This window comes from Pseudidiomarina terrestris (assembly GCF_030466405.1).
Taxonomy (GTDB): domain Bacteria; phylum Pseudomonadota; class Gammaproteobacteria; order Enterobacterales; family Alteromonadaceae; genus Pseudidiomarina; species Pseudidiomarina terrestris.
In genome coordinates this window covers 189,434-208,524 of the sequence record NZ_JAGGJF010000001.1, presented here as the reverse complement: position 1 = coordinate 208,524, position 19,091 = coordinate 189,434, and the positions used below count along the sequence as shown (strand labels likewise).

At 47.0% G+C, this 19,091-nt stretch carries 19 protein-coding genes and 1 riboswitch; of the genes, 14 read left to right on the top strand and 5 right to left on the bottom strand.

The window, feature by feature from the left end:
- Positions 1–18 precede the first annotated feature (18 nt).
- From wecB to J6J34_RS00900, 9 genes are all read left to right on the top strand, one after another.
- Positions 19–1,080, top strand: a complete 1,062-nt coding sequence (gene wecB, locus J6J34_RS00940) for a non-hydrolyzing UDP-N-acetylglucosamine 2-epimerase (RefSeq protein ID WP_301898337.1) — start codon at positions 19–21, stop codon at positions 1,078–1,080.
- Positions 1,081–1,110: 30 nt separating this feature from the next.
- On the top strand, positions 1,111–2,220 hold the full coding sequence (locus J6J34_RS00935; protein ID WP_301898336.1) for a CapA family protein: 1,110 nt from the start codon (positions 1,111–1,113) through the stop codon (positions 2,218–2,220).
- Positions 2,217–3,269 carry an ATP-grasp domain-containing protein gene (locus J6J34_RS00930; protein ID WP_301898335.1) on the top strand — a complete coding sequence of 351 codons (1,053 nt, stop codon included), beginning with the start codon at positions 2,217–2,219 and terminating at the stop codon, positions 3,267–3,269. The genes J6J34_RS00935 and J6J34_RS00930 overlap by 4 nt, the downstream gene beginning before the upstream one ends.
- A complete protein-coding gene (locus tag J6J34_RS00925; protein WP_301898334.1) occupies positions 3,266–4,621 on the top strand; it encodes a glycosyltransferase family protein in 1,356 nt (451 codons plus the stop codon). The genes J6J34_RS00930 and J6J34_RS00925 overlap by 4 nt, the downstream gene beginning before the upstream one ends.
- Complete coding sequence (locus tag J6J34_RS00920) at positions 4,614–5,843, top strand: O-antigen ligase family protein (protein ID WP_301898333.1); 1,230 nt, start codon at positions 4,614–4,616, stop codon at positions 5,841–5,843. The genes J6J34_RS00925 and J6J34_RS00920 overlap by 8 nt, the downstream gene beginning before the upstream one ends.
- Positions 5,844–5,925: 82 nt before the next feature.
- Positions 5,926–7,080, top strand: coding sequence for a glycosyltransferase family 4 protein (locus J6J34_RS00915; RefSeq protein WP_301898332.1), 1,155 nt, complete (start codon positions 5,926–5,928; stop codon positions 7,078–7,080).
- Entirely contained in the window at positions 7,077–7,670 is a 594-nt protein-coding gene (locus tag J6J34_RS00910) for a sugar transferase (protein WP_301898331.1), read from the top strand. Before J6J34_RS00915 ends, J6J34_RS00910 begins: the two co-directional genes overlap by 4 nt.
- Positions 7,667–8,287, top strand: a complete 621-nt coding sequence (locus tag J6J34_RS00905) for an acetyltransferase (RefSeq protein WP_301898330.1) — start codon at positions 7,667–7,669, stop codon at positions 8,285–8,287. Before J6J34_RS00910 ends, J6J34_RS00905 begins: the two co-directional genes overlap by 4 nt.
- Positions 8,288–8,302: 15 nt before the next feature.
- Positions 8,303–9,478 carry a DegT/DnrJ/EryC1/StrS family aminotransferase gene (locus J6J34_RS00900; protein ID WP_301898329.1) on the top strand — a complete coding sequence of 392 codons (1,176 nt, stop codon included), beginning with the start codon at positions 8,303–8,305 and terminating at the stop codon, positions 9,476–9,478.
- 115 nt (positions 9,479–9,593) lie between these two features.
- On the opposite strand, the gene J6J34_RS00895 is transcribed toward J6J34_RS00900, so the two are convergent.
- From J6J34_RS00895 to J6J34_RS00880, 4 genes are read right to left on the bottom strand one after another with little or no spacing between them, the layout of a single operon-like run.
- Positions 9,594–10,040, bottom strand: a complete 447-nt coding sequence (locus J6J34_RS00895) for a Csu type fimbrial protein (RefSeq protein WP_301898328.1) — start codon at positions 10,038–10,040, stop codon at positions 9,594–9,596.
- Positions 10,022–12,352, bottom strand: a complete 2,331-nt coding sequence (locus J6J34_RS00890; protein ID WP_301898327.1) for a fimbria/pilus outer membrane usher protein — start codon at positions 12,350–12,352, stop codon at positions 10,022–10,024. Before J6J34_RS00890 ends, J6J34_RS00895 begins: the two co-directional genes overlap by 19 nt.
- On the bottom strand, positions 12,353–13,114 hold the full coding sequence (locus J6J34_RS00885; RefSeq protein ID WP_301898326.1) for a fimbrial biogenesis chaperone: 762 nt from the start codon (positions 13,112–13,114) through the stop codon (positions 12,353–12,355).
- Between the two features lie 20 nt (positions 13,115–13,134).
- Entirely contained in the window at positions 13,135–13,593 is a 459-nt protein-coding gene (locus tag J6J34_RS00880) for a Csu type fimbrial protein (protein WP_301774481.1), read from the bottom strand.
- Between the two features lie 134 nt (positions 13,594–13,727).
- Positions 13,728–13,820: riboswitch (cyclic di-GMP riboswitch) on the bottom strand.
- A 762-nt stretch (positions 13,821–14,582) separates the two neighbouring features.
- Here J6J34_RS00880 and J6J34_RS00875 point away from each other — a divergent pair.
- The 3 genes from J6J34_RS00875 (at position 14,583) to J6J34_RS00865 (ending at position 16,613) form a co-directional block, all read left to right on the top strand.
- Positions 14,583–14,861, top strand: coding sequence for a hypothetical protein (locus tag J6J34_RS00875; RefSeq protein ID WP_301898325.1), 279 nt, complete (start codon positions 14,583–14,585; stop codon positions 14,859–14,861).
- A 118-nt stretch (positions 14,862–14,979) separates the two neighbouring features.
- Positions 14,980–16,086, top strand: a complete 1,107-nt coding sequence (locus tag J6J34_RS00870; RefSeq protein ID WP_301898324.1) for a helix-turn-helix domain-containing protein — start codon at positions 14,980–14,982, stop codon at positions 16,084–16,086.
- Between the two features lie 17 nt (positions 16,087–16,103).
- A complete protein-coding gene (locus tag J6J34_RS00865; RefSeq protein WP_301835944.1) occupies positions 16,104–16,613 on the top strand; it encodes a hypothetical protein in 510 nt (169 codons plus the stop codon).
- A gap of 65 nt (positions 16,614–16,678) precedes the next feature.
- Here the strand turns inward: J6J34_RS00865 and J6J34_RS00860 are convergent, their stop codons facing one another.
- Positions 16,679–16,948 carry a transporter permease gene (locus J6J34_RS00860; protein ID WP_301898323.1) on the bottom strand — a complete coding sequence of 90 codons (270 nt, stop codon included), beginning with the start codon at positions 16,946–16,948 and terminating at the stop codon, positions 16,679–16,681.
- Between the two features lie 121 nt (positions 16,949–17,069).
- Here J6J34_RS00860 and J6J34_RS00855 point away from each other — a divergent pair, with 121 nt between their 5' ends.
- Both J6J34_RS00855 and J6J34_RS00850 read left to right on the top strand, forming a co-directional pair.
- Complete coding sequence (locus J6J34_RS00855) at positions 17,070–17,528, top strand: DUF2846 domain-containing protein (protein WP_301898322.1); 459 nt, start codon at positions 17,070–17,072, stop codon at positions 17,526–17,528.
- A gap of 212 nt (positions 17,529–17,740) precedes the next feature.
- Positions 17,741–19,072 (top strand): hypothetical protein, encoded by a 1,332-nt coding sequence (locus J6J34_RS00850; RefSeq protein ID WP_301898321.1) that lies wholly within the window; start codon positions 17,741–17,743, stop codon positions 19,070–19,072.
- Positions 19,073–19,091: the final 19 nt, after the last annotated feature.

Here is a 19,091-nt window from a genome sequence, read left to right as displayed (position 1 = left end):
TAACAAGGACTCATTTAGATGAAAGTTCTCACGATCATAGGCGCACGGCCTCAATTTATTAAAGCTGCTGTAGTCTCCAGGGCTTTTAAAGAACATCGGCCAGATGTGCGGGAAATCATAGTACATACTGGTCAGCATTATGATGCGAACATGTCTGAGGTTTTTTTTAGTGAACTTGAGATTCCAAAGCCGGATTACAACTTAGGTGTAGGCGGCGGCACTCATGGTCAAAATACCGGCCGTATGATCGAAAAACTTGAAGACCTTATGATGGAAATACGGCCTCAGTGGGTTTTAGTCTATGGTGATACGGATAGCACCCTTGCTGGCGCGCTGGCTGCGGCTAAGTTACATATTCCTGTGGCACATGTAGAGGCTGGTTTGCGTAGCTTCAATCGCAGAATGCCGGAAGAGATCAACCGGGTTCTTACTGACCACATTGCTGAAATATTATTCGTTCCATCAGCATCCGGCCGGAAAAACCTTATTAGCGAGGGTTTTTCTGAAGCCAAGATCAAGATGGTTGGTGATGTAATGTACGATGCGTCTTTGTTTTATAAGGACAAAGCGCGCAAGCCAAAACTACCGGCGGAATTAGATATTAGTGGCAACGGTTTCATATTATGCACTATACACCGTGCAGAAAACACCGATGATCCTCACCGCCTAACAAATATTTTTCAGGGGCTTGCTGCTAGTGGTAAATCCATCATTTTACCCTTGCACCCCAGAACTCTGAGAAAAATCGTGGAGCATGGTATCGACACCCCTCAAAATGTATGGGTAATTGATCCAGTTGGTTACTTAGAGATGGTCTGGTTGGAAGCCAATTGTCGATTGATTGCTACCGATTCAGGAGGTGTGCAGAAGGAAGCGTATTTCTTTGGCAAGCCGTGTGTGATCATGCGAGATCAGACGGAGTGGGTTGAGTTGGTTGAGGCTGGCTGGAACAGGTTGGTTGGCGCCGATCCTGACTTAATAGCTTCGTCTATTAATAAATCTTTTGAGCCTGAAGTTTGCAAACCAATTTATGGCACTGGTCAGTCTGCTCAGCTAGTCGTAAACCTGCTCTGTCAATAATGGTTAAAGATTTAGCAGAGGGCTGAAGTTATGAAAATAGCAATGTTAGGTGATATCGCTCTGTTTGGACGGTATTGCAAAAATAAAAACTCGAATATTGAGCAACAATTGAAAGTTGTCCGCGAATATCTTTCGGGCCATGATGTTATCGTTGGAAATCTCGAAACTCCCTTTGCAGATAAGGAAAAACCAGCCGGTTCGAAATCTGCCCATGTAAAATCGCATCCGAGTAATATCGAACTTCTCAAATACTTGGGTGTTACACATGTTACTTTAGCGAACAACCATATTGGCGATTTTGGGGTTGAGGCTTATAAGCAGACAATTAGGCTACTTGATGAGGCTGGAATAAGTTGGTTTGGAACTGAGGGGATGCAAATAAGAATTGAAAGTGATGGTGAGAAAATCGCTCTATTAGGTTATTGTTCTTACAATACTAACCCTTCTCGCATCTGGCTGAATTCGCATCAAGCACTGAATTTACTTGAAGTGGACGAAGTCGTGGAAGCAATGAGAGAGTCTACCGAATCTGGCTACCTACCTATTCTTGCAGTTCATTCGGGCCAAGAACATGTTCACACACCAAGTTCACACGATGTTGCGTTTGCACGAGGGCTCGCGGAGCAATTCGATTATATTTATTACGGACATCATCCTCATGTTGTCCAAGGAGCAGAGCTAGTTAGAAATTCCCCCATATTTTACAGTCTGGGCAATTTTATTTTTGATGATGTTTACACCCCAAGAGATTTATCTAAACCCTTAATTACTTTATCAGAGGCGAATAAGACAGGGATTATAGCATCAGTCGAAATAAAAGAAGGAAACATCATTAATTGGATGTGCGTGCCAACTTATTTGGCTGAAAAAGAAATGCTTGTCGGTGATCAGGTTTTTGACTTTAATATGAGTCCTTATTCGAATGCATTAAAAAAAGCTGGTTCGAAAGATTACGATGTCGAGAGAACCAATAAAATCAATGAATATATCGATAGCCGCCGTAATATGAGAAATTTTAAGTGGTACATAAAACGTTTGAACTTTAATTCACTAGGGATTATGTTCGCAGCACGACGGAATGCTAAAAACTACCGAATAAAATTCGTGAACCAGCTTTCAAGGTTGGGAGCAAAACAGTGAAAGATTTATCCGTTGCAATTGTTAAATCTGATTTTCATGGTCATCATAGTGGCTCATGGAGTGATGAGTGGCTTAAAGTGTGTAGGGACCATAAAATCAATCATGAACTGATTGATTGGAGAGAGTTAGATTCTTTTGCCGCTCTCAGTAAGCATGACGTGGTGCTATGGCATTATAGTCATTACTCAAACGATGAAATGAGATTTGCGCCCGGGATACTTGCTGCTTTAAAAGAGTCAGGGTGTAGAGTTTTTCCTGACCATTCAGATAATTGGCACTTTGACGATAAAGTGCTTCAAGCCCAACTTTTGGAAGGCTTAAACTTACCGTCGCCAAAAAATTATTCTTTGTACAGCATGTTAGCGGTTGAAAACTGGATCAATTTAGTTGGCGATTTTCCAGTGGTTGCTAAGCTTCGCTCTGGTTCAGGTGCGAGTAATGTAATCCTTATAAAAAACGAGGGCGATCTGAAGACGTACGCGAAACGGATGTTTGGCCGTGGACTGAACAGTAAGCCCAGCGCACTTTTCAAAATTAAGTCGAACGTCTCATCGTCTAGATCGTTTAAAGATGTTGTGGCACGAATAAAAAGGGCTCCTGAATTTCTTTTTTCAAGGAGGCTAGCCGCCGGACGAGGAAGAGAGCGAGGATACGTATATCTTCAAGAGTTTATCCCGGGGGTTGATTACGATCTTAAAGTTGTGGTGATTGGTGATCAGTTGAGTTTTATTGGACGAAGCGTTCGAAAAGGTGATTTCAGGGCCTCAGGAGGAGGTGATTTATTTTATGATCGAACGTTCATTACTCAAGATCTAATAAATACGGCATTTCGAGCATCTGACGCTATGCGTTCGGATTGTGCCGGTTTCGATATGATCTGTGATCCTAAGACCGGTCAGCCACTTATTTTAGAAACGAGCTATGGCTTCTCGCATGCCGCACTTTCGCAGTCTGGAGGCCATTTTGACAGGCTAGGTCGATGGCAAGAGATACCTTTAAATGCGCCTGAAGCTGTGCTTCTCAGAATGATTCACAAGGCCTTAAATTGAAAATATTATTTGTAGTAACGGCATTTTATCCGGAACAAGCGATAGGTTCAGTTCGTATTACTAAGTTCGCAAAATATCTAGAAAGATACGGTGATGATTTAACAATTTTGTCTTTAGCACCTGCACCATGGTCATCTCGTGACGAAAGCTTAAATTTTCCCTCTCTAGCATCGATGCGCTGGAAAATAATTGACCAAAGTTCATTATTTCGACGATTATTCTTGAGGGCAAGAGTTAAAGCTGTAGGTAGTCAGTCAGCAGTGGGGACTGTTAAATCCAAATCGTCCAGTGGAGGAACTTTTTCCAAGGTAAAACAAGCCACCCAATTCCTTTATACTTTGTTAAAAGCTTTTGATTGGATGATACAGGTGCGGCGATACGTAAAACGTAATATGTCGCATGAGAAGTTTGATGCAATTTTTACCAGCTACCCTAGTCTTGCGTCACCTTTTTGCGGTTTGATGCTTAAGCGTATGGGAATGTCAGGCGCTTTAATCCTTGATTTTCGAGATCCCTTAAGTTACGGGAAAAGTCAGGGAATTGGTGTAAAACGAAGAATTCAGAGTTACTTAGTAGAGCAGTCATCCTTTGCCATATTCGCCTCAAACGGTGTTAAAAATATGATCCTTGGTCAAAATGAAAATTGGGGACTCGGTAAAGATAGTATTATTTTGAATAATGGGTACGACCCAGATGATCGTTCGTTAATTGGGGAACTTCATCTCGAAAAGAATAATAGATTTAAGATAATTTACACAGGTTCATTGTACGGTGGAAAGAGAGACATCACTCCACTGTTTTCATCCATTAAAACTATTATAGAAAGAAAGCATTACGCCGCCGAATCGATTGAGTTTCATTATGCCGGGCATGAAGGTCGTTTGTTTCGTGAGCTTTGTTGTCAATGGGGTTTTGATAATTCAATAGTTGATCATGGCGTGGTTAGTCGTAGTGAATCCTTAGCTCTTCAAAATGCATCAGATCTTTGTGTTGTTGCTACTTGGAATACTAATGAGGACCAGGGAATCTTAACAGGAAAAGTTTTTGAGTTCTTTATGCTAAGAAAACCGGTCTTGGGGATAGTCAGCGGTAACCTTCCGGATAGCGAAATCAAGAAAGTAATCGATGATGTTGGAGCCGGATTTTGCTACGAGACAATGCAACCTGATCGTTTAAGTTTACTGGTAGAATGGCTAGAGAATCTCATCGACAAAAAACTTAAAACCGGCGTTGTAGATCTTGAATACCAAAACACTGTAAATGACTTTAGCTTTGAGCGAACCGTGTACAATTTAAGAAAAGCACTGGAGTCTAGCATTCAAGCCCCATTTGGAAACAAGAAGAATGATTAGTCATGGGTTTGTAAGAAAAATATTGTTGATCGCCTTTTTGTTCATACCCTTCACCTCATTGAGGTTCAGCTTCATCGGAATTGGAGAGGTTTTAATTTGTGCTGGCGCAATACTGTATCTTTTTTTGAACCGAGGGCAGCTCTCTGTAAATAAATTGATAAAGCCTATCGTCCTATTTTGGTGCGCTTTTCTTTTTGTCTCAATGCTAGGCTTGTTCGTAAACGCGTTTGTCTTTGACTTCATTAGTGGTAGGTCTGGGACGGGTCTTTTTGATTTCGCATCATATATATTTGTTTTATTTACAGTCGTGATGTTGTCTGACTCAAAACTTTTCCCAGAAGGTGAGGCTCAAAAATTTTTTCGTAATCTCTTTTTAATGTGGGGAGGGATATTTGCAGTTTTGTACTTATTAAGTTTATTTACTCCATCCATTTTTGGCTTAAGTCTTAGGTATCATCAATTTTTTTCGCCACTGGTTGAGAATGTGCACCAAGTTGCCAGTATTACTTGTGCTATGGCGTTTGTGATGTTTGCCCTTTTTGGATGGAGTAATAAGGCGATTGTGAGGGCTTTTGTCATTTTTATGGGCCTACTCTTTGCTCGAATGGCAATAGAAAGTGGTTCGACGAAGGCGATGATGGGAGTCGTTGTCGGAGGGGTGGTCTCTGTTGCGCTATTTATCTCATATAGGCCAAAGGGGAGAGGAAGTCTCTATTATAACTTGATCAGTTTTGGCTTTTTTGCAATTCTCTTGATGATCGGAGTTTCGACGCACGCAGATGAGATTTTGTCTTTAACCTCAAATTTTTTTACTGAAAATGACGGTGGTAATGCTAGGGAGATGCTCTATTCAAATAGTTTCTATCATGGCTTGCAGAGTTTTCTGGTAGGGTACGGCCCGGGCTCTCATGCACCATATGCGTCTGGATTTTCCGACGCCCACAATAGTGTGCTGACAGTTTTCTTGCAAGGGGGAATTGTTGGGGTACTGTTGCTATCTGCTTTATTCATTAAGATATTTTACTTGGTAAGAACTGATTTTTTACTGGTGGGTGCTTTGTTCGCAATTCTCATGTACGTCATCGGAGGTGATGTACTTCGTCGCCTTCCGATATGGGTTATTTTGATTGGTGTAGTGTATCTTTCGCAGAAACCGAACACAGGGAATATTGGTTTGAAGCAAAACCCAATGATGCGTCAAAAACTTGTCAAAAATGTTTAAAAATGCGGCTTGAGCAACGTGTTTCAATATCAAGAGCTGGGCTGGTAAACCGTTTAACCTTTATAAATTAACGAATCATAAGATGTCTAACAGTAAAGTAGCGCCACATCGAGTTTTAGTTATTGCAGGCTTTAATCGTTCATTAATTAATTTTCGTGGACCTCTTATAAAAGCACTGTGCGACACAGGTTTGGAAGTTCATGCAGCGGCCCCCGAGCTTTTGTCAGACGCAAAGATAGTTAATTCGCTATCTGAGTGGGGAGTAAGCTGCCATGATCTCCCTTTCGAGCGAGCGCGAATTAATCCTTCCAAAGATTTAATGGCTTTAGCGAAGCTAATCCGACTGATACGCAAAGTCCGCCCAGATCTGACGCTGGCATATACTATCAAGCCAGTGATTTACGGCACCCTTTCGGCTTGGCTGGCCGGGGTCCCTCGCCGAGTGGCACTTATTACGGGGTTGGGTTATGCCTTCACGGGTGACGCTCGGGGCAAGCGTATGCTAGTTCAAAAAGTTGTCCGCAAATTATATGGAGTTGCGTTAGGTAAAGCAGAGCTAGTGTTCTTTCAAAACCCAGATGATGAGCGATTATTCCGAAAGTTAAACTTGATTCCTCAGCGAGTTCCGTCAAAGGTGGTCAATGGTTCTGGAGTTGACCTTATAGAGTTTAAAAACGAACCGTTACCTAAAAAACAAATTAGCTTTCTTCTAATAGCTCGACTTTTAGGGGACAAGGGCGTCCGAGAGTACGTACGGGCCGCTCGCGAAGTACGTGAAAATAATTCAAGAATTCTGTTTCGATTGGCTGGTGCAGTAGACGAAAATCCGGATTCAATTCGTGCTGAGGAAATTTCAGCTTGGCAAGATGAAGGAGTGATTGAGTATCTAGGCCAGTTAGATGATGTGCGCCCTGCATTGAAGGATTGTTCAGTTTATGTTTTGCCCTCTTACCGAGAAGGAACCCCGAGAACAGTGCTCGAGGCGATGGCTAACGGCCGTCCTATTATAACGACAGACGCTCCAGGTTGCCGGGAAACAGTAGTAAATGGTGATAATGGATTTTTGGTCGCTGTTAAGTCAGTGCAAGCATTGGTTTTGGCGATGGAGCGCTTTATTAAGGAGCCTGAATTGATCGAAAAAATGGGAAAGCGTTCTCGAGAAATAGCATGTGAAAAGTACGATGTGAATAAAGTTAATGAGTCTATGCTTAAAGCTATGGAATTAATAAAAAAGTGAAGCGAGTATTAGATTTTTTTGTGGCGTTATTTGGATCGCTCTTTTTAGCGCCGATAATATTGATGTTAAGTATCATTATTCGTTTTAAGCTTGGAGCGCCGATACTTTTTACTCAAATTCGCCCTGGTTTAAATGGACAACCTTTTCGCATGATTAAATTCAGGACAATGCGTGATTCCATTGACGCAAATGGTAACTCGTTATCGGACTTGGAACGCATTACAAAATTAGGTGCGTTCCTCCGCGCCACCAGCCTCGATGAGTTACCAGAGCTTTGGAACGTTTTGAAAGGCGATATGAGCCTTGTCGGTCCGCGACCTTTGTTGATGGAGTACCTCGAGCTTTATAGCACTGAACAAGCGCGCCGGCATGAGGTGCGCCCCGGCGTCACTGGCTGGGCACAGGTGAATGGCCGAAACACAATTAGTTGGGAAGAAAAGTTTAAGCTGGATGTATGGTACGTTGATAATCGCTCGCTTTGGCTCGACATCAAAATCTTGTTCATGACTGTTAAAAAAGTCTTTAAGCGTGAGGGGATCTCTGCCGAGGGTCACGTCACCATTGAAAAGTTTAAAGGGTCATCGAAATGATTAAGCGTCTCGCAATTATTGGTGCAAGTGGGCATGGAAAAGTTATAGCCGATATTGCGCGGTCGCTTGGTTGTGAAACTATTACATTCTATGACGATCGTTGGAAAGAAATCGGTGAGCTTTATGGCTACCCCGTACTTGGAAATGTTGCCAGTGCATCACAGGATGCTACGACGAATTATGACGTCTCGATTGTTGCAATTGGCAATGCCAAAAAGCGCGCTGCAATACAACAACGACTCGCGAGTGTTTCGTCTGCATTGGTTCACCCATCTGCAGTGGTCAGTCCATCAGTTAGACTGGGTAAGGGAAGTATTGTCATGCCCAACGCGGTTATCAATGCGGATGTTGTTATCGGAGAGGGAGTTATCGTCAACTCAGGTGCCGTGGTTGAGCATGACTGCTTAGTTGGTGATTACTCACATATTTGTCCAAATGCCACGCTTGCTGGCGGGGTTCGCGTTGGATGCTTCAGCTGGATCGGCATGGGTAGTTCGGTTATTCAGTTAGTTAAAATAGGCGACGACGTTACTGTTGGTGCTGGTTCAGTTGTCATTCGCAACGTAGGCGATAAGCAGACCATTGTCGGCTCACCCGCAGCTCTCATCAAGCGATAGGAAATTATTCGTTTTATGTTAAACACTCCATTCTCACTCTGGCCATCATTCACAGAAGAAGAAGCCAAGGCGGTTCACGACATCATTCTGTCGAACAAAGTAAATTATTGGACAGGCACCGAATGCCGCGAGTTTGAAAAGGAGTTCGCTGCATGGGCTGATGCGTCATATGCTGTCGCACTCGGCAACGGTACTTTAGCGCTGGATGTCGCATTGAAAGCGTTGGGCGTGGGTGAGGGGGATAAAGTTATCGTAACTCCACGTACCTTTATTGCATCGATTTCAACGGTGGTGAACGCAGGCGCTACGCCAGTCTTTGCCGACATCGATCGTGACTCGCAGAACATCGAAGCGCACACCATCGAGCCGGTCATCACTCCGCGCACCAAAGCCATTATCGTGGTGCATTTGGCTGGACGTCCTGCCGAAATGGACGCCATTATGGCCTTGGCCGACAAGCACGGTTTGTTTGTCATTGAAGATTGCGCCCAAGCCCATGGCGCACGCTACAAAGGACGCGCAGTGGGGAGCATTGGCCACATCGGCGCATGGTCCTTTTGCCAAGACAAAATCATGACCACCGGCGGCGAGGGCGGCATGGTCACCACCAACGACGAAGCCCTGTGGCGCAAAATGTGGTCATTTAAAGATCACGGAAAAAGTTATGAAGCCGTATACGAGCGCGAACATCCACCAGGCTTTCGCTGGCTGCATGAAAGCTTCGGCACCAACTGGCGCATGATGGAAATGCAAGCCGCAATTGGGCGCATTCAACTGCGCCGCATGAATGACTGGACGGCTGCACGTCAGCGCAATACAGCAGCTATTACCAAAGCTTGCTCTGAGTTTTCTGTGGTACGTACACCAGCTGTGCCTTCGCACATGGAGCATGCATGTTATAAGCACTACTGCTTTGTTGAGCCTCAGCATTTGGTGGAAGGCTGGACACGCGACCGTATCGTTTCTGAAATCGTTGATCGCGGCGTGCCTTGCTTCCAAGGCTCTTGCTCTGAAGTGTATTTAGAGAAAGCTTTCGATGACACCGGTTGGCGACCATCAGAGCCATTGCCTGTCGCCCGCGAGCTTGGTGAGACATCGTTGATGTTTTTGGTGCACCCGACGTTGACCTCTGCCGAAATTGAGAAAACCTGCGCCGTCGTACGCGAAGTGCTGGCGCTCGCATCGAAGTAGCCCGCAGTTCTGCTGCGGGGCAGACTCGCAACTCGGTTCAATGTTCGCTTATGAAAAGCGGTATCTGCTGGCGCAGGTGCCGCTTTTTTTGTTCTGTTATGGGGAAAGGTAGTTTTCAAAACTCAATAGTCACCATAATCGTGTCGCTGTAAACACCCACGGCGACCTCCTGCCCAGCTGGCACACGTCCATAGATGTCATGCAATTGAGTGGTCGAGGTCGTGCCGCTGACCGTGGCGGTCGCGCCGGAACCATCCCCCCAGATAAACGAATACGTGGGGGCGGTATACAGGTTGTAGCTAAGTGCATGTTCAGCGTTGAACATTTTGCGTTCGCTATAAGTGCCAGAGCCAGCGCTCAGTAAAATGCTATAACTGGTTTGGGTGTCACAACTGACCTCAACGACGCCGGTGCTCTCGGTGGGCGCACTGGCCAAACTATCGTGGCTGCCAAAACTGACGCCTTGCGCCGACACCAGGCAGCTCGCCAAAGCGCTGGAGTTACCTAGCCACAGTGCCAGAGCCGTGGCGTAGACCAATTGCTTTACACCGAGGCGTCGCATGTGCGCTTTCCTAAATCGTGCAGGCTGGTGCCATCTTGCGGTACCTCAAATTCAAGCAGGCATTGCTGCATTTCGCCATTTTGCTGGTAATGCACTTCAACCTGCTGCTTGCCCTGGCTATCGGTCAGGTAGAGTAAGCCTTCATACCCCACCGGTACGGGGTCATCCTGCCCGGCAAGGTAGGCTTTGGCGCCAACGGGAATAAAAGCACCTTCCGCGTTGACAAGGTTCAGCATCACGCTGGCAGAGCTGGCGATGGGGAAGGTGATCACGACGCCGCTGCGGTGATACGGTGCGATTTCGCGCTGTAAGGTAGCCACCGTGGTACTGAGGGGAAAGTCTGTCGCATCAAGGCGTATGCGGTTGCGCTGGTAGGCGCGCAAGCGTGGAATAAAGGCAAAGCCTTCCTCATCTGTGGTGGCAATATGCTGGTTTTCGGCGTAAACCCGCACGTTTTCGGTGCCCGGCACATGCACCAGGCCAAAGCTGTCACGCACCGGCTGACCTAACGACAGGTAGCCGCCGACGTAACTCAGTGAGCCCCTGGCTGTGGCGCGATACGCCTGTAAATTGTCAGTGCGCGAATAGTTGGCGGCAAAGCTGCCCACCGAGCTATTGAATTTTAAGTCAGCCTGGCTGCGCGGCCGATCGAAAAAGCCCTGGCGCAGCCGATAACCCACGCCGTGCCCCACCGGAGTTTGCCGTTGCACTTGCATAAACGCAGTATCGCGCTCGGTGTAATGGGTTGCGCCGGTGCTGAAGTTTGCGCCTTTGCCGAAAGGAATGTTCAGCGCTAGCGAGAGCTGAAAGTCTTGCTCACCTTTGAAAAACTTGAGTCCATGCAGGGATAAGTGGCCCAGCCCCGGCAGGTGCTTGGTGAGTCCGGCGTTCATAAAGGCCAGGTTTTCATCGTCGCGCTGCTGACGGGTGTAGGCCAGGCGTAAGTTGCCCAAAGGCGTACCCGACACGCTTAGGTAAGACCTCAGCTGCAACTTGGGATACGGCAGTGGCTGCTGCTGAATCCGCGGACTGATGCGAAAGTCCGCAAAAGCTTTTTGCGCGTCGACACCGAAGTTAAACTGACGACGTTGATGTTGCAGCCCCAGTTGCAGCAGTTGCCCTTTGCCTTGGCTATGATGGTTGCCGACCAGGGCGAAGGTCATGGAATTCTGCCATGGTAAGGCCTGAATGCCACTGACGCCGAGTTGTTGGTAATCATCGCTCAGTCGCGCCGTCACCTCAGCAGTGAAGTCATTGCTGACACCGTAGCGGTGGTGGATATCGGCCAGCCAGTTGCTGTAGTCGCCGCTGTTCAGGCCATAGTCCTGGCGAACGGTACCCAGGGCGTAGGAATAGTCGTGCAGCCCCGCCCGCAATGCACGGCGGGCGGTAAAGTAGCTCTGCGAGATCGCACGTTGCCGGCCCAGCAGATCCGTAACTACCAATTGCACATCGCCGTACCCGGTAATTGACGGCAGCTCGTCGATGGCAAAGGGGCCGGTGGGCACCCGCTGACGAAAGCGCAGGGCGTCATTGATATAGAGATCGACCGTCGAAGGTTCGGTTGCCAGGCCTGTAAAGGCAAGCGTCGGGACTTTGATCATTTCCGGCTGGGTGGCAAAATTCGTTTCCCATTTGATCCCGGCCAGACGCACATCACGACTCCAGCCGGCCGAACGGGTAACGAAATCACCGATGTACAAGGAGTTCATCCGCTCGGGGAAATCGCTACGCCAGACGGTGTTCAGTCGCAATGATTCAGTGTCCGCGGCATCGCTGTTGTACCTATGCACTGAGGTCTGGTTCAAACTTCCCCACGCGTTGAACAGCCCTAGCTCGAGAAACCCGGCGGCGCTGGTCATGAAGGTGTCATGGGTCGCTGTGACATCGTAATTGAAGTAGGCGCCCGGCGCCGAGGGCGATAACTCGATGGGCGGCCGCTGGTAGCCTTGCAGCTTACTTTCGCTGAAAAGCTCGGGAGGGAGCTCCAAACTTAAGCGCATGAGCGAACGATTGAGGTTGTACTCGGTATTCAGTTGCTTAAGTGAGTAATAACTTTCGCCGTAGTGCTGCAGAGTCGCTTGCTCGGGTAACTCCACCCGCCAGCGCTTCAGGTCACCTGCCGCAAGCAATACGTCGCCCTCGCGGACCAGCGCCAATACAGTGCCAAAGCCCTGTTGCCGGTTCAGCGTAACATCGACCCAGAGTTCTTCCACAGCGGTAGATTCCTGCGCTTGCGGCGCAGCGCCGAACAGGGCAGCAACGGCAAGCGTCAGCAGCAAGGCTAAGGTACGGGCGACGGACAACATCATTTACTGCGTCGATAGCGTGGTCGAAACTCTATCGTCATGAATCCTTGCTTGAACGACAATTTCTGGGTACTGACTGACACTGTCTTGCAGCTGCCATTCATAGTAGCTGCCGGGCAATACATAGATATTGCCGGTTGGTGCGGACTGAGCAAGCACGGGTTGCTCTACTTCAAGTTCGTTAATTTTCGCGTGCGCGGTGCCAGTATTTTGGGCGACCAGAAAGGTCGCGTTATCACGCGTTTCAAGCCGCCACTGCAACTGATGTTCGGCAGCTTGTTCGGGGGCTACAAACACCGGAATAGAAATGCGTAAGGTAATCGCGATGCCAACATTGTCTTGTGGCGGTAGTTCCCTGATCATCAGCCGGTACGACTTTTCCGTTTGCGCATCAGGCTGCGCCCGCAGGCCAACCCGCACAATTTGTGTCTGGTGGGGTGGGATTTCGGCAATGGGCGGTGCCGCAATCAGTTCTTTGGTTGCGGTTAAGCTGGTTTCCTGGCCCTGCTGACGCCATTCGAAAAGACTCAGCTGAATCGTTTTGGCCTGATCACTTGAGTTGGTCACCGTAATGGATGCCAGCGGTGTTGCTGCTGACAGCTCCACACGCACGGGTGAGACGCCCAAGGTGTTTGCCTGAACTGCAGAGCAGCCGACCAGGGTAAGCAGGGTGATGAAAATAGAAATTTTGAACCGTTGATAAAAAGGCAGGCTAGAGTTGCTAGCCTGCTTTTCACGGCCTTTTGTCAGATTTAAAAGGCTCATTTTCTTTTAGTAAGTTGCTTTTAGTAAGTTACTGTGACCGTAACAGTATCGGCGTAGCCAGCAGAGACAGTTGCTGCCGGTTGTGCGTCGATTTTACCGTAAACGGTGAAGGTGCTCGGAGTCGCAAGACCCGCGCCCGTCACTGATTGCGATGCTGTTACGTTGTTCCACACCGAGGTATGACTTGCATCGGTATACAAAGCATAGTTCAGCGAGTTGGTACCGTCTGACATCGCCCACATATTTCCTGATTCCAGGGTGACCGTACCTGTTGAGCCGGACGTACAAGCAACGTCGAGGCTCGCAGAACCTGTTGTTCCTACAGATGGGTCAAATGAACCAAAGGCTAATGAGTTGGTGGTAATTTGACAGCTTGCGGCAACTTCAGCGGTCACTTGAAACGTGGACGTTTCCGTTGCTGCGTGCGCTGCAGACATTACACCAGTAGCGATAAGAGAGGTTAAGATTAGCTTTTTCATATGTGTTCTCCACAAAAACAACTGTGAGCGCAGTAATACGCATAAAGAACAACCTTGAGAAGAAGTATTCAACTAGTAGAATGTCTTCCGAAAAGCCACAGCTATAAAAACGTAGATATCTCGCTTAAACATTGTGTGGTGGTTCCTCGATCATGGGCTTTTGCATAGCAGCCTTTAGACAGGTAACTTTGCGTCATCACCTTTCGATGATTTTGCCTTTTATCAACTCAACGTTGTACAACCAAGCGCCCTCTACTTGAGGTGACTTGCATGCTCATTCTTCCACCGAGTTGGGCAGAGTACAATCAAAAACAAACCGGTCAGACCTCGGCTCTGTTGATTTTTTTGGGTTTGCGACCCTTTATTTAACAAGGTCTGTACGGTGAGTGCTTGCTTACTTACTGAAACTTAAAGCAATCTTCTTTTGCGGAGTAAGATTTTGTCATTCTCCCCCATTTCAAACTTCTGGTTTCTAAGCGCGTTGGGAATTGTGGCTCTTACTCTTTCTGGGTGTGCGCTGAAGAAATCTATTAAATTACGCATATCAATTCGTCCCCTGTGCTTCAAACCAATCCACCGAACTCTCCTGAAACAGCCGCACGATCGCGAATATTGTGATTGGGGTTACGATAATAGAGGCAATCGCATCTGGCGGTGGCATATCGGCGAAGCCCAGCCCTAGAAACAAGACTAAGCCCAACGCGGACAATACCGTGTAAATCCATCGCGCTGTATTGCTACCACGACCGATGTGATAGGGCAAAAGGCAGTAGAGAGCATAAAGCACGCCGCTTGCCTCCTTTTAATGTTGAACACAGTTTTAATATTATGTTTTGATAATGTCAAATAAGTTGGGTGCAATGGGAGGTTGGGCCGATGGTCGAGGAGTGGGTTCCTTGGGTGGAGAAAGGAACCACGTGTATTTTTTGTAGTCATATGGCAGATTTTTGGCGGGTACCGCTTTTTTGTTTAAGGGGGAGAATTATCGAATGGCACGTCACAACAACAACCTTTTGACGCAGATGATGAACAAGCCTCCAGCCGAAGCGCTGGTCTCGGGTGTCCTGTTGGCAATTGCCATATGGACCGCAGGATTCTTCTTTCAGCTCTTCGTTACTCCCGACGAGGCTGCGCCAGGCGTGATCACTGCCGACACACTGCAGCCCATGGTTGAACTTGTACGAGGTCTGCTGAATATTTTCGCCGGCTTTATACTACTGGCTTCGGTGCTGCAGTATTTAGTGCGTGGGGTTTTATTGAAGCGATGAAGTTCCGGATCCAAGTACCGCTGATACCGTCAAATATGCTGCCAGAGGGATCCGAAAAACCTTGCATAAATGTAAATGCAAGATAAACTATAGCTAAATTTCACGCGAGCTAGCTAACATGGAACGTCAAACCGAACAGCAACACCTGATTGCGCAACGCATTACCTATTTTCGTAAGCGTCTTGGCCTCAAACAGCAAGCGCTGAGTGAACTCATGGAATTTAATCAGCGGCAAACGCTATCTGACATTGAGCGTGGCGAGCGTCTGGTTAAACCCGACGAATTGACGCGTTTTGCACAAGCATTGCAAGTGCAACCCATGGCCTTTCTTGACGCGTTCGAGCCAGCAATAGATGTTGAATTTAGTTGGCGCACTGACAACGAGGGTGCCGCTTTTGTTGATTTTGAAGAACGCGGACGACGGATTTTAAATTTGATGACGACCTTGCGGCGCAAGCTAAATATCACGCCAGTAGCGATTTCGTCTTTACCTTTGGGGGAGCGCAACTCTTATGAGGATGCACAGAATGCGGCTGAAAAAATTGGAGCAGAATTCAAGCTAGGTGATCGCCCGGGTCAAGTTCTCCATAAGCTTTTCGATGCCATGCATGTTGATTGTATTTATCTGGATTTGCCAGCTCATATTTCGGGTGCTGCCATGGTCTCCGATGAAGCGTTGTTGGCTGTCATCAACGCGAATCAGGTTCGTGGCCGGCGTAATTTTGATAAAGCTCATGAACTCTTTCATTGTCTGACTTGGCGCACAATGAAGCCTAACCATATCGATCGTGTGCAAATGAATGCTGGAGGCAAGCGTTCGCGTATTGAACAACTCGCTGATGCATTTGCTGGGGCACTATTAATGCCTGCGCAGGAGCTTCTTGCTGTCTTGCCTGAGGCATTGTCAATCGAATCATTGATGCCAGTTGCTAATGATTTCGAGGTATCCGTCGAGGCGTTGGTGTGGCGCCTCGTGGCTTTAGAGCGTTTGACAACCACCGAAGCGAAGCGGATGCTTGAACAAGACCGTGCTCCGGGCAATGGTGACACTGAGAACTTGAAGCCTCATAAGCTTTTGAGTGAGTCATATTTGTCCGTTTTGTCAGAGGGAATTCAGCATGGCCTGATTTCTGTACGCCGTGTTGCCAGCATTTTAGGCATCTCGATTGATGCCTTGCGGTGCGCCTTCGAGCAGCATGATATGGCCGTACCGTTTGATATCTAATCGGGGAAGGAAGAGGGATGAACAGGGACGATCTGATTTTAGTGGATACAAATGTGATCATTGAGGCTCATCGAGTGTCGATATTGAACGAGATGATGGGATGCTTGAACTTAGCGACCGTTGACATGTGTATTATTGAAACTCAAACGGGCGCACAGAATAGAGACCCTAAGTTCACTATTGATGAGATGTTGTTGCGGGAAAAGATGAAGATATACTCGCCTGGGGATGAACAAATATTGCTTGCCTCGATGCAGTATTCGGGGATCGCCGACGTTGACGACGGTGAACGTCACCTTTTAACACAAGCAAGCCTGCTACTTGGTGCGGAAGTATGGTTCTTGTCCAGCCCAGATCGGCACCCTATGCGCTTAGCTATTGAATACGGTTGGCGTGATCATTTGGTATCTCTTGAACAGGTCTACCGTTTGGCTAACGCGAGTCGGAAAGTTACGCTTCGAGATAATTTCACTGAGACGTGGCATCAGCGCGTTTGTGCGGAATTCGTTTTGAATGTGCGAAGATGAGCATTATCTGGTTGTTGAGTTTTTTGATACCGACGGAGCAAAATTTATCCAATGAGGGGCCATTTTTACATTGCCGGTAGCAGCATAAAACGTATCACCAGGGAAAACAGCCGCGGGATCAGCCACAGCGCAGTCACGCAATAAACAATCACCACCAGCACGCCAATTCGGGTAAAGTCGCCAAACCGGTAGTTGCCCCCGTTCATCACCATCAGTTTGGTCTGAAAGCCGAAGGGGCTGATAAAGCTTGCTGAGGCGCCAAAGGCCACTGCCATCACAAAGGGCATGATGTTCACGCCCAGACTCTCGGCAATACCTATGGCAATCGGGAACACGATGGCCGCACCCTCAGTGGATCAGTTTTCACTCTACAAACTTCTGGTTTCAAACGAAAAAATCCAATAAAATCATCCCGCAATAAAACCTAAATACAACAATTAATAATAGGGATACTTCATGAACTTAAAGTTTCTAAGCGCGTTGGGAATTGTGGCTCTTACTCTTTCTGGATGTGCGTCCGTACCTTTAGAGAGTGCGGAGAACTCAGCCGCAGCGAAAGCCTTCGATGCGCCGACGGGTAACAATGCAGGGTTATATATTTACCGTGATAGCAGTTTTGGCGGTGCGCTGAAGAAGTCGGTGTGGCTGAATGAGAAGTGTATTGGCGAAACAGCGCCCAATATCTTTTTCCACCTGGACGTAGAGGGCGATCGTCAGCACACCTTATCCACTGAGTCTGAATTTTCGCCAAATGATCTTGTGCTCGAAACCGAAGGCGGCAAAAACTACTTTGTTCGCCAGTACATTAAGATGGGCGTGTTCGTTGGCGGCGCCAACCTCGAAGTCGTCGATCCTGAAGTCGCGAAAAAAGCTATCGCCGACCTCGATCTGGCTAAACCTGGTACTTGCGGCTAACTGTAGCCCTTAGCCCGAAGCCCGTAGTTTTGCTACGGGCTTAATCAGCAGACATCACATCAAACGCTTTGCCCACCATGCCGTCGGTGGTCAGACAGTCCACCGAACCCAATCGAAATGTCTACTATCTTGAAAAATACCGTTAGTTAATTGGCAACATTGTAATATGCGTGTAAGGTAATTGTAATTATTAGGAGGGGTGAGAGGGATCCATGAAAAACGTTCTGTGTGTCATATTTATTTCAGCTTTAGTATCGGGTTGTGCATCTGTGCGAACGGTGACATCTGATGAGCTAAGTCGCACGTTGGCTGTATATCAGGATAACAGCCAAGAAAGAAATGAAATATCTTGGTTCCAGCCGCAAAATTTAACCGAACAATGTCAAATCAAGGCGCCTGAAACAGAAGAGGAACGAATTGAGAGCATCTACTGGGATGGTGCTTGTAAAGACGGTTACGCACAAGGCTTAGGGCGTTTATTCATTTCGGGAGAAAATTGGTCCGAGTCATTACTTCTTCAAATTGAATCTAAAGATATGCCTGCAGATATTTACTATTTCATTGACTATTCCGACGGCAGTTATTTTTTCACAAAAGCGAAGTTGCAGGAAGAAGTAAGCTTCGCGGGGCGCATTGTACAAGTAAATAACGCACCCTCAACGGTTGATTTTAATGCAGTGATGGGAGACGTGATCTTAGTAGATGGAAGTGAGGTCGCAAAAGTGAGGCGAACGGATTCATCAGCCGTTATGTATATACTAAACGAAGGTGGGCTATCTTATTTTGCGGTAATTGAGAGTAGCTATCATTCAGACGCTCAGAGGTTTTACTACATTCAACAAAAGGATAAAGCAGTAGGTTTTTATCAAATACACTTTTGGGAAGGTGGTAATCGTGCATTCGAAGTGGTGACCAACAAAGAGGTTAAGGTACCGCCCCAGTTTGCAGTTTTTTTTGAAAATTATATCAAAGCATTCGAGCGCAGCGAACGTGATATTGTGCCTATTGTAAAAGCGTCCCAAGAGAAGATTGCTAAGTACCGTCAACGTATTTGTGGCACATCGAGTAATCCAATTGCGGCGATTGATAACGATAGATATTTCGAAATATGCAAAGATGGAGGTGAGCTTGCGAAGTATGAATCTTCGATTAAACGCAAAACAGCGTTGACTGCTCAGAAGGATGAGCGATCTCGACAACAATACTTACAGCAACTGCAACAACGCAAAGCCAATGCTTTCTCATGGTCAGATGCGTTTTTAGCTTTCGCGAAAGGGCTCGAACAAGGTGGCAACGCCATGCGGCAATCGTCTAGTTACACGCCAACTTATCAAGCTCCACAAGTTCAACAGCCGACTTACTTTCAAGGTAACAATGAACCGCTTTATGAGTACCAGTCTAACCCGTTAAACTCACTAGATACCAGCCAAACACTTGTCGATACACGGAAGAGTGGTAGTGGGCGAACTGTTTGTGTTTATTCGTCTGGCTCGACGAAGGTATTGCCTTATGGCCAAGTCGTATGTCCACGAACTTATCCGTAACTGAAATATTATTAAAACG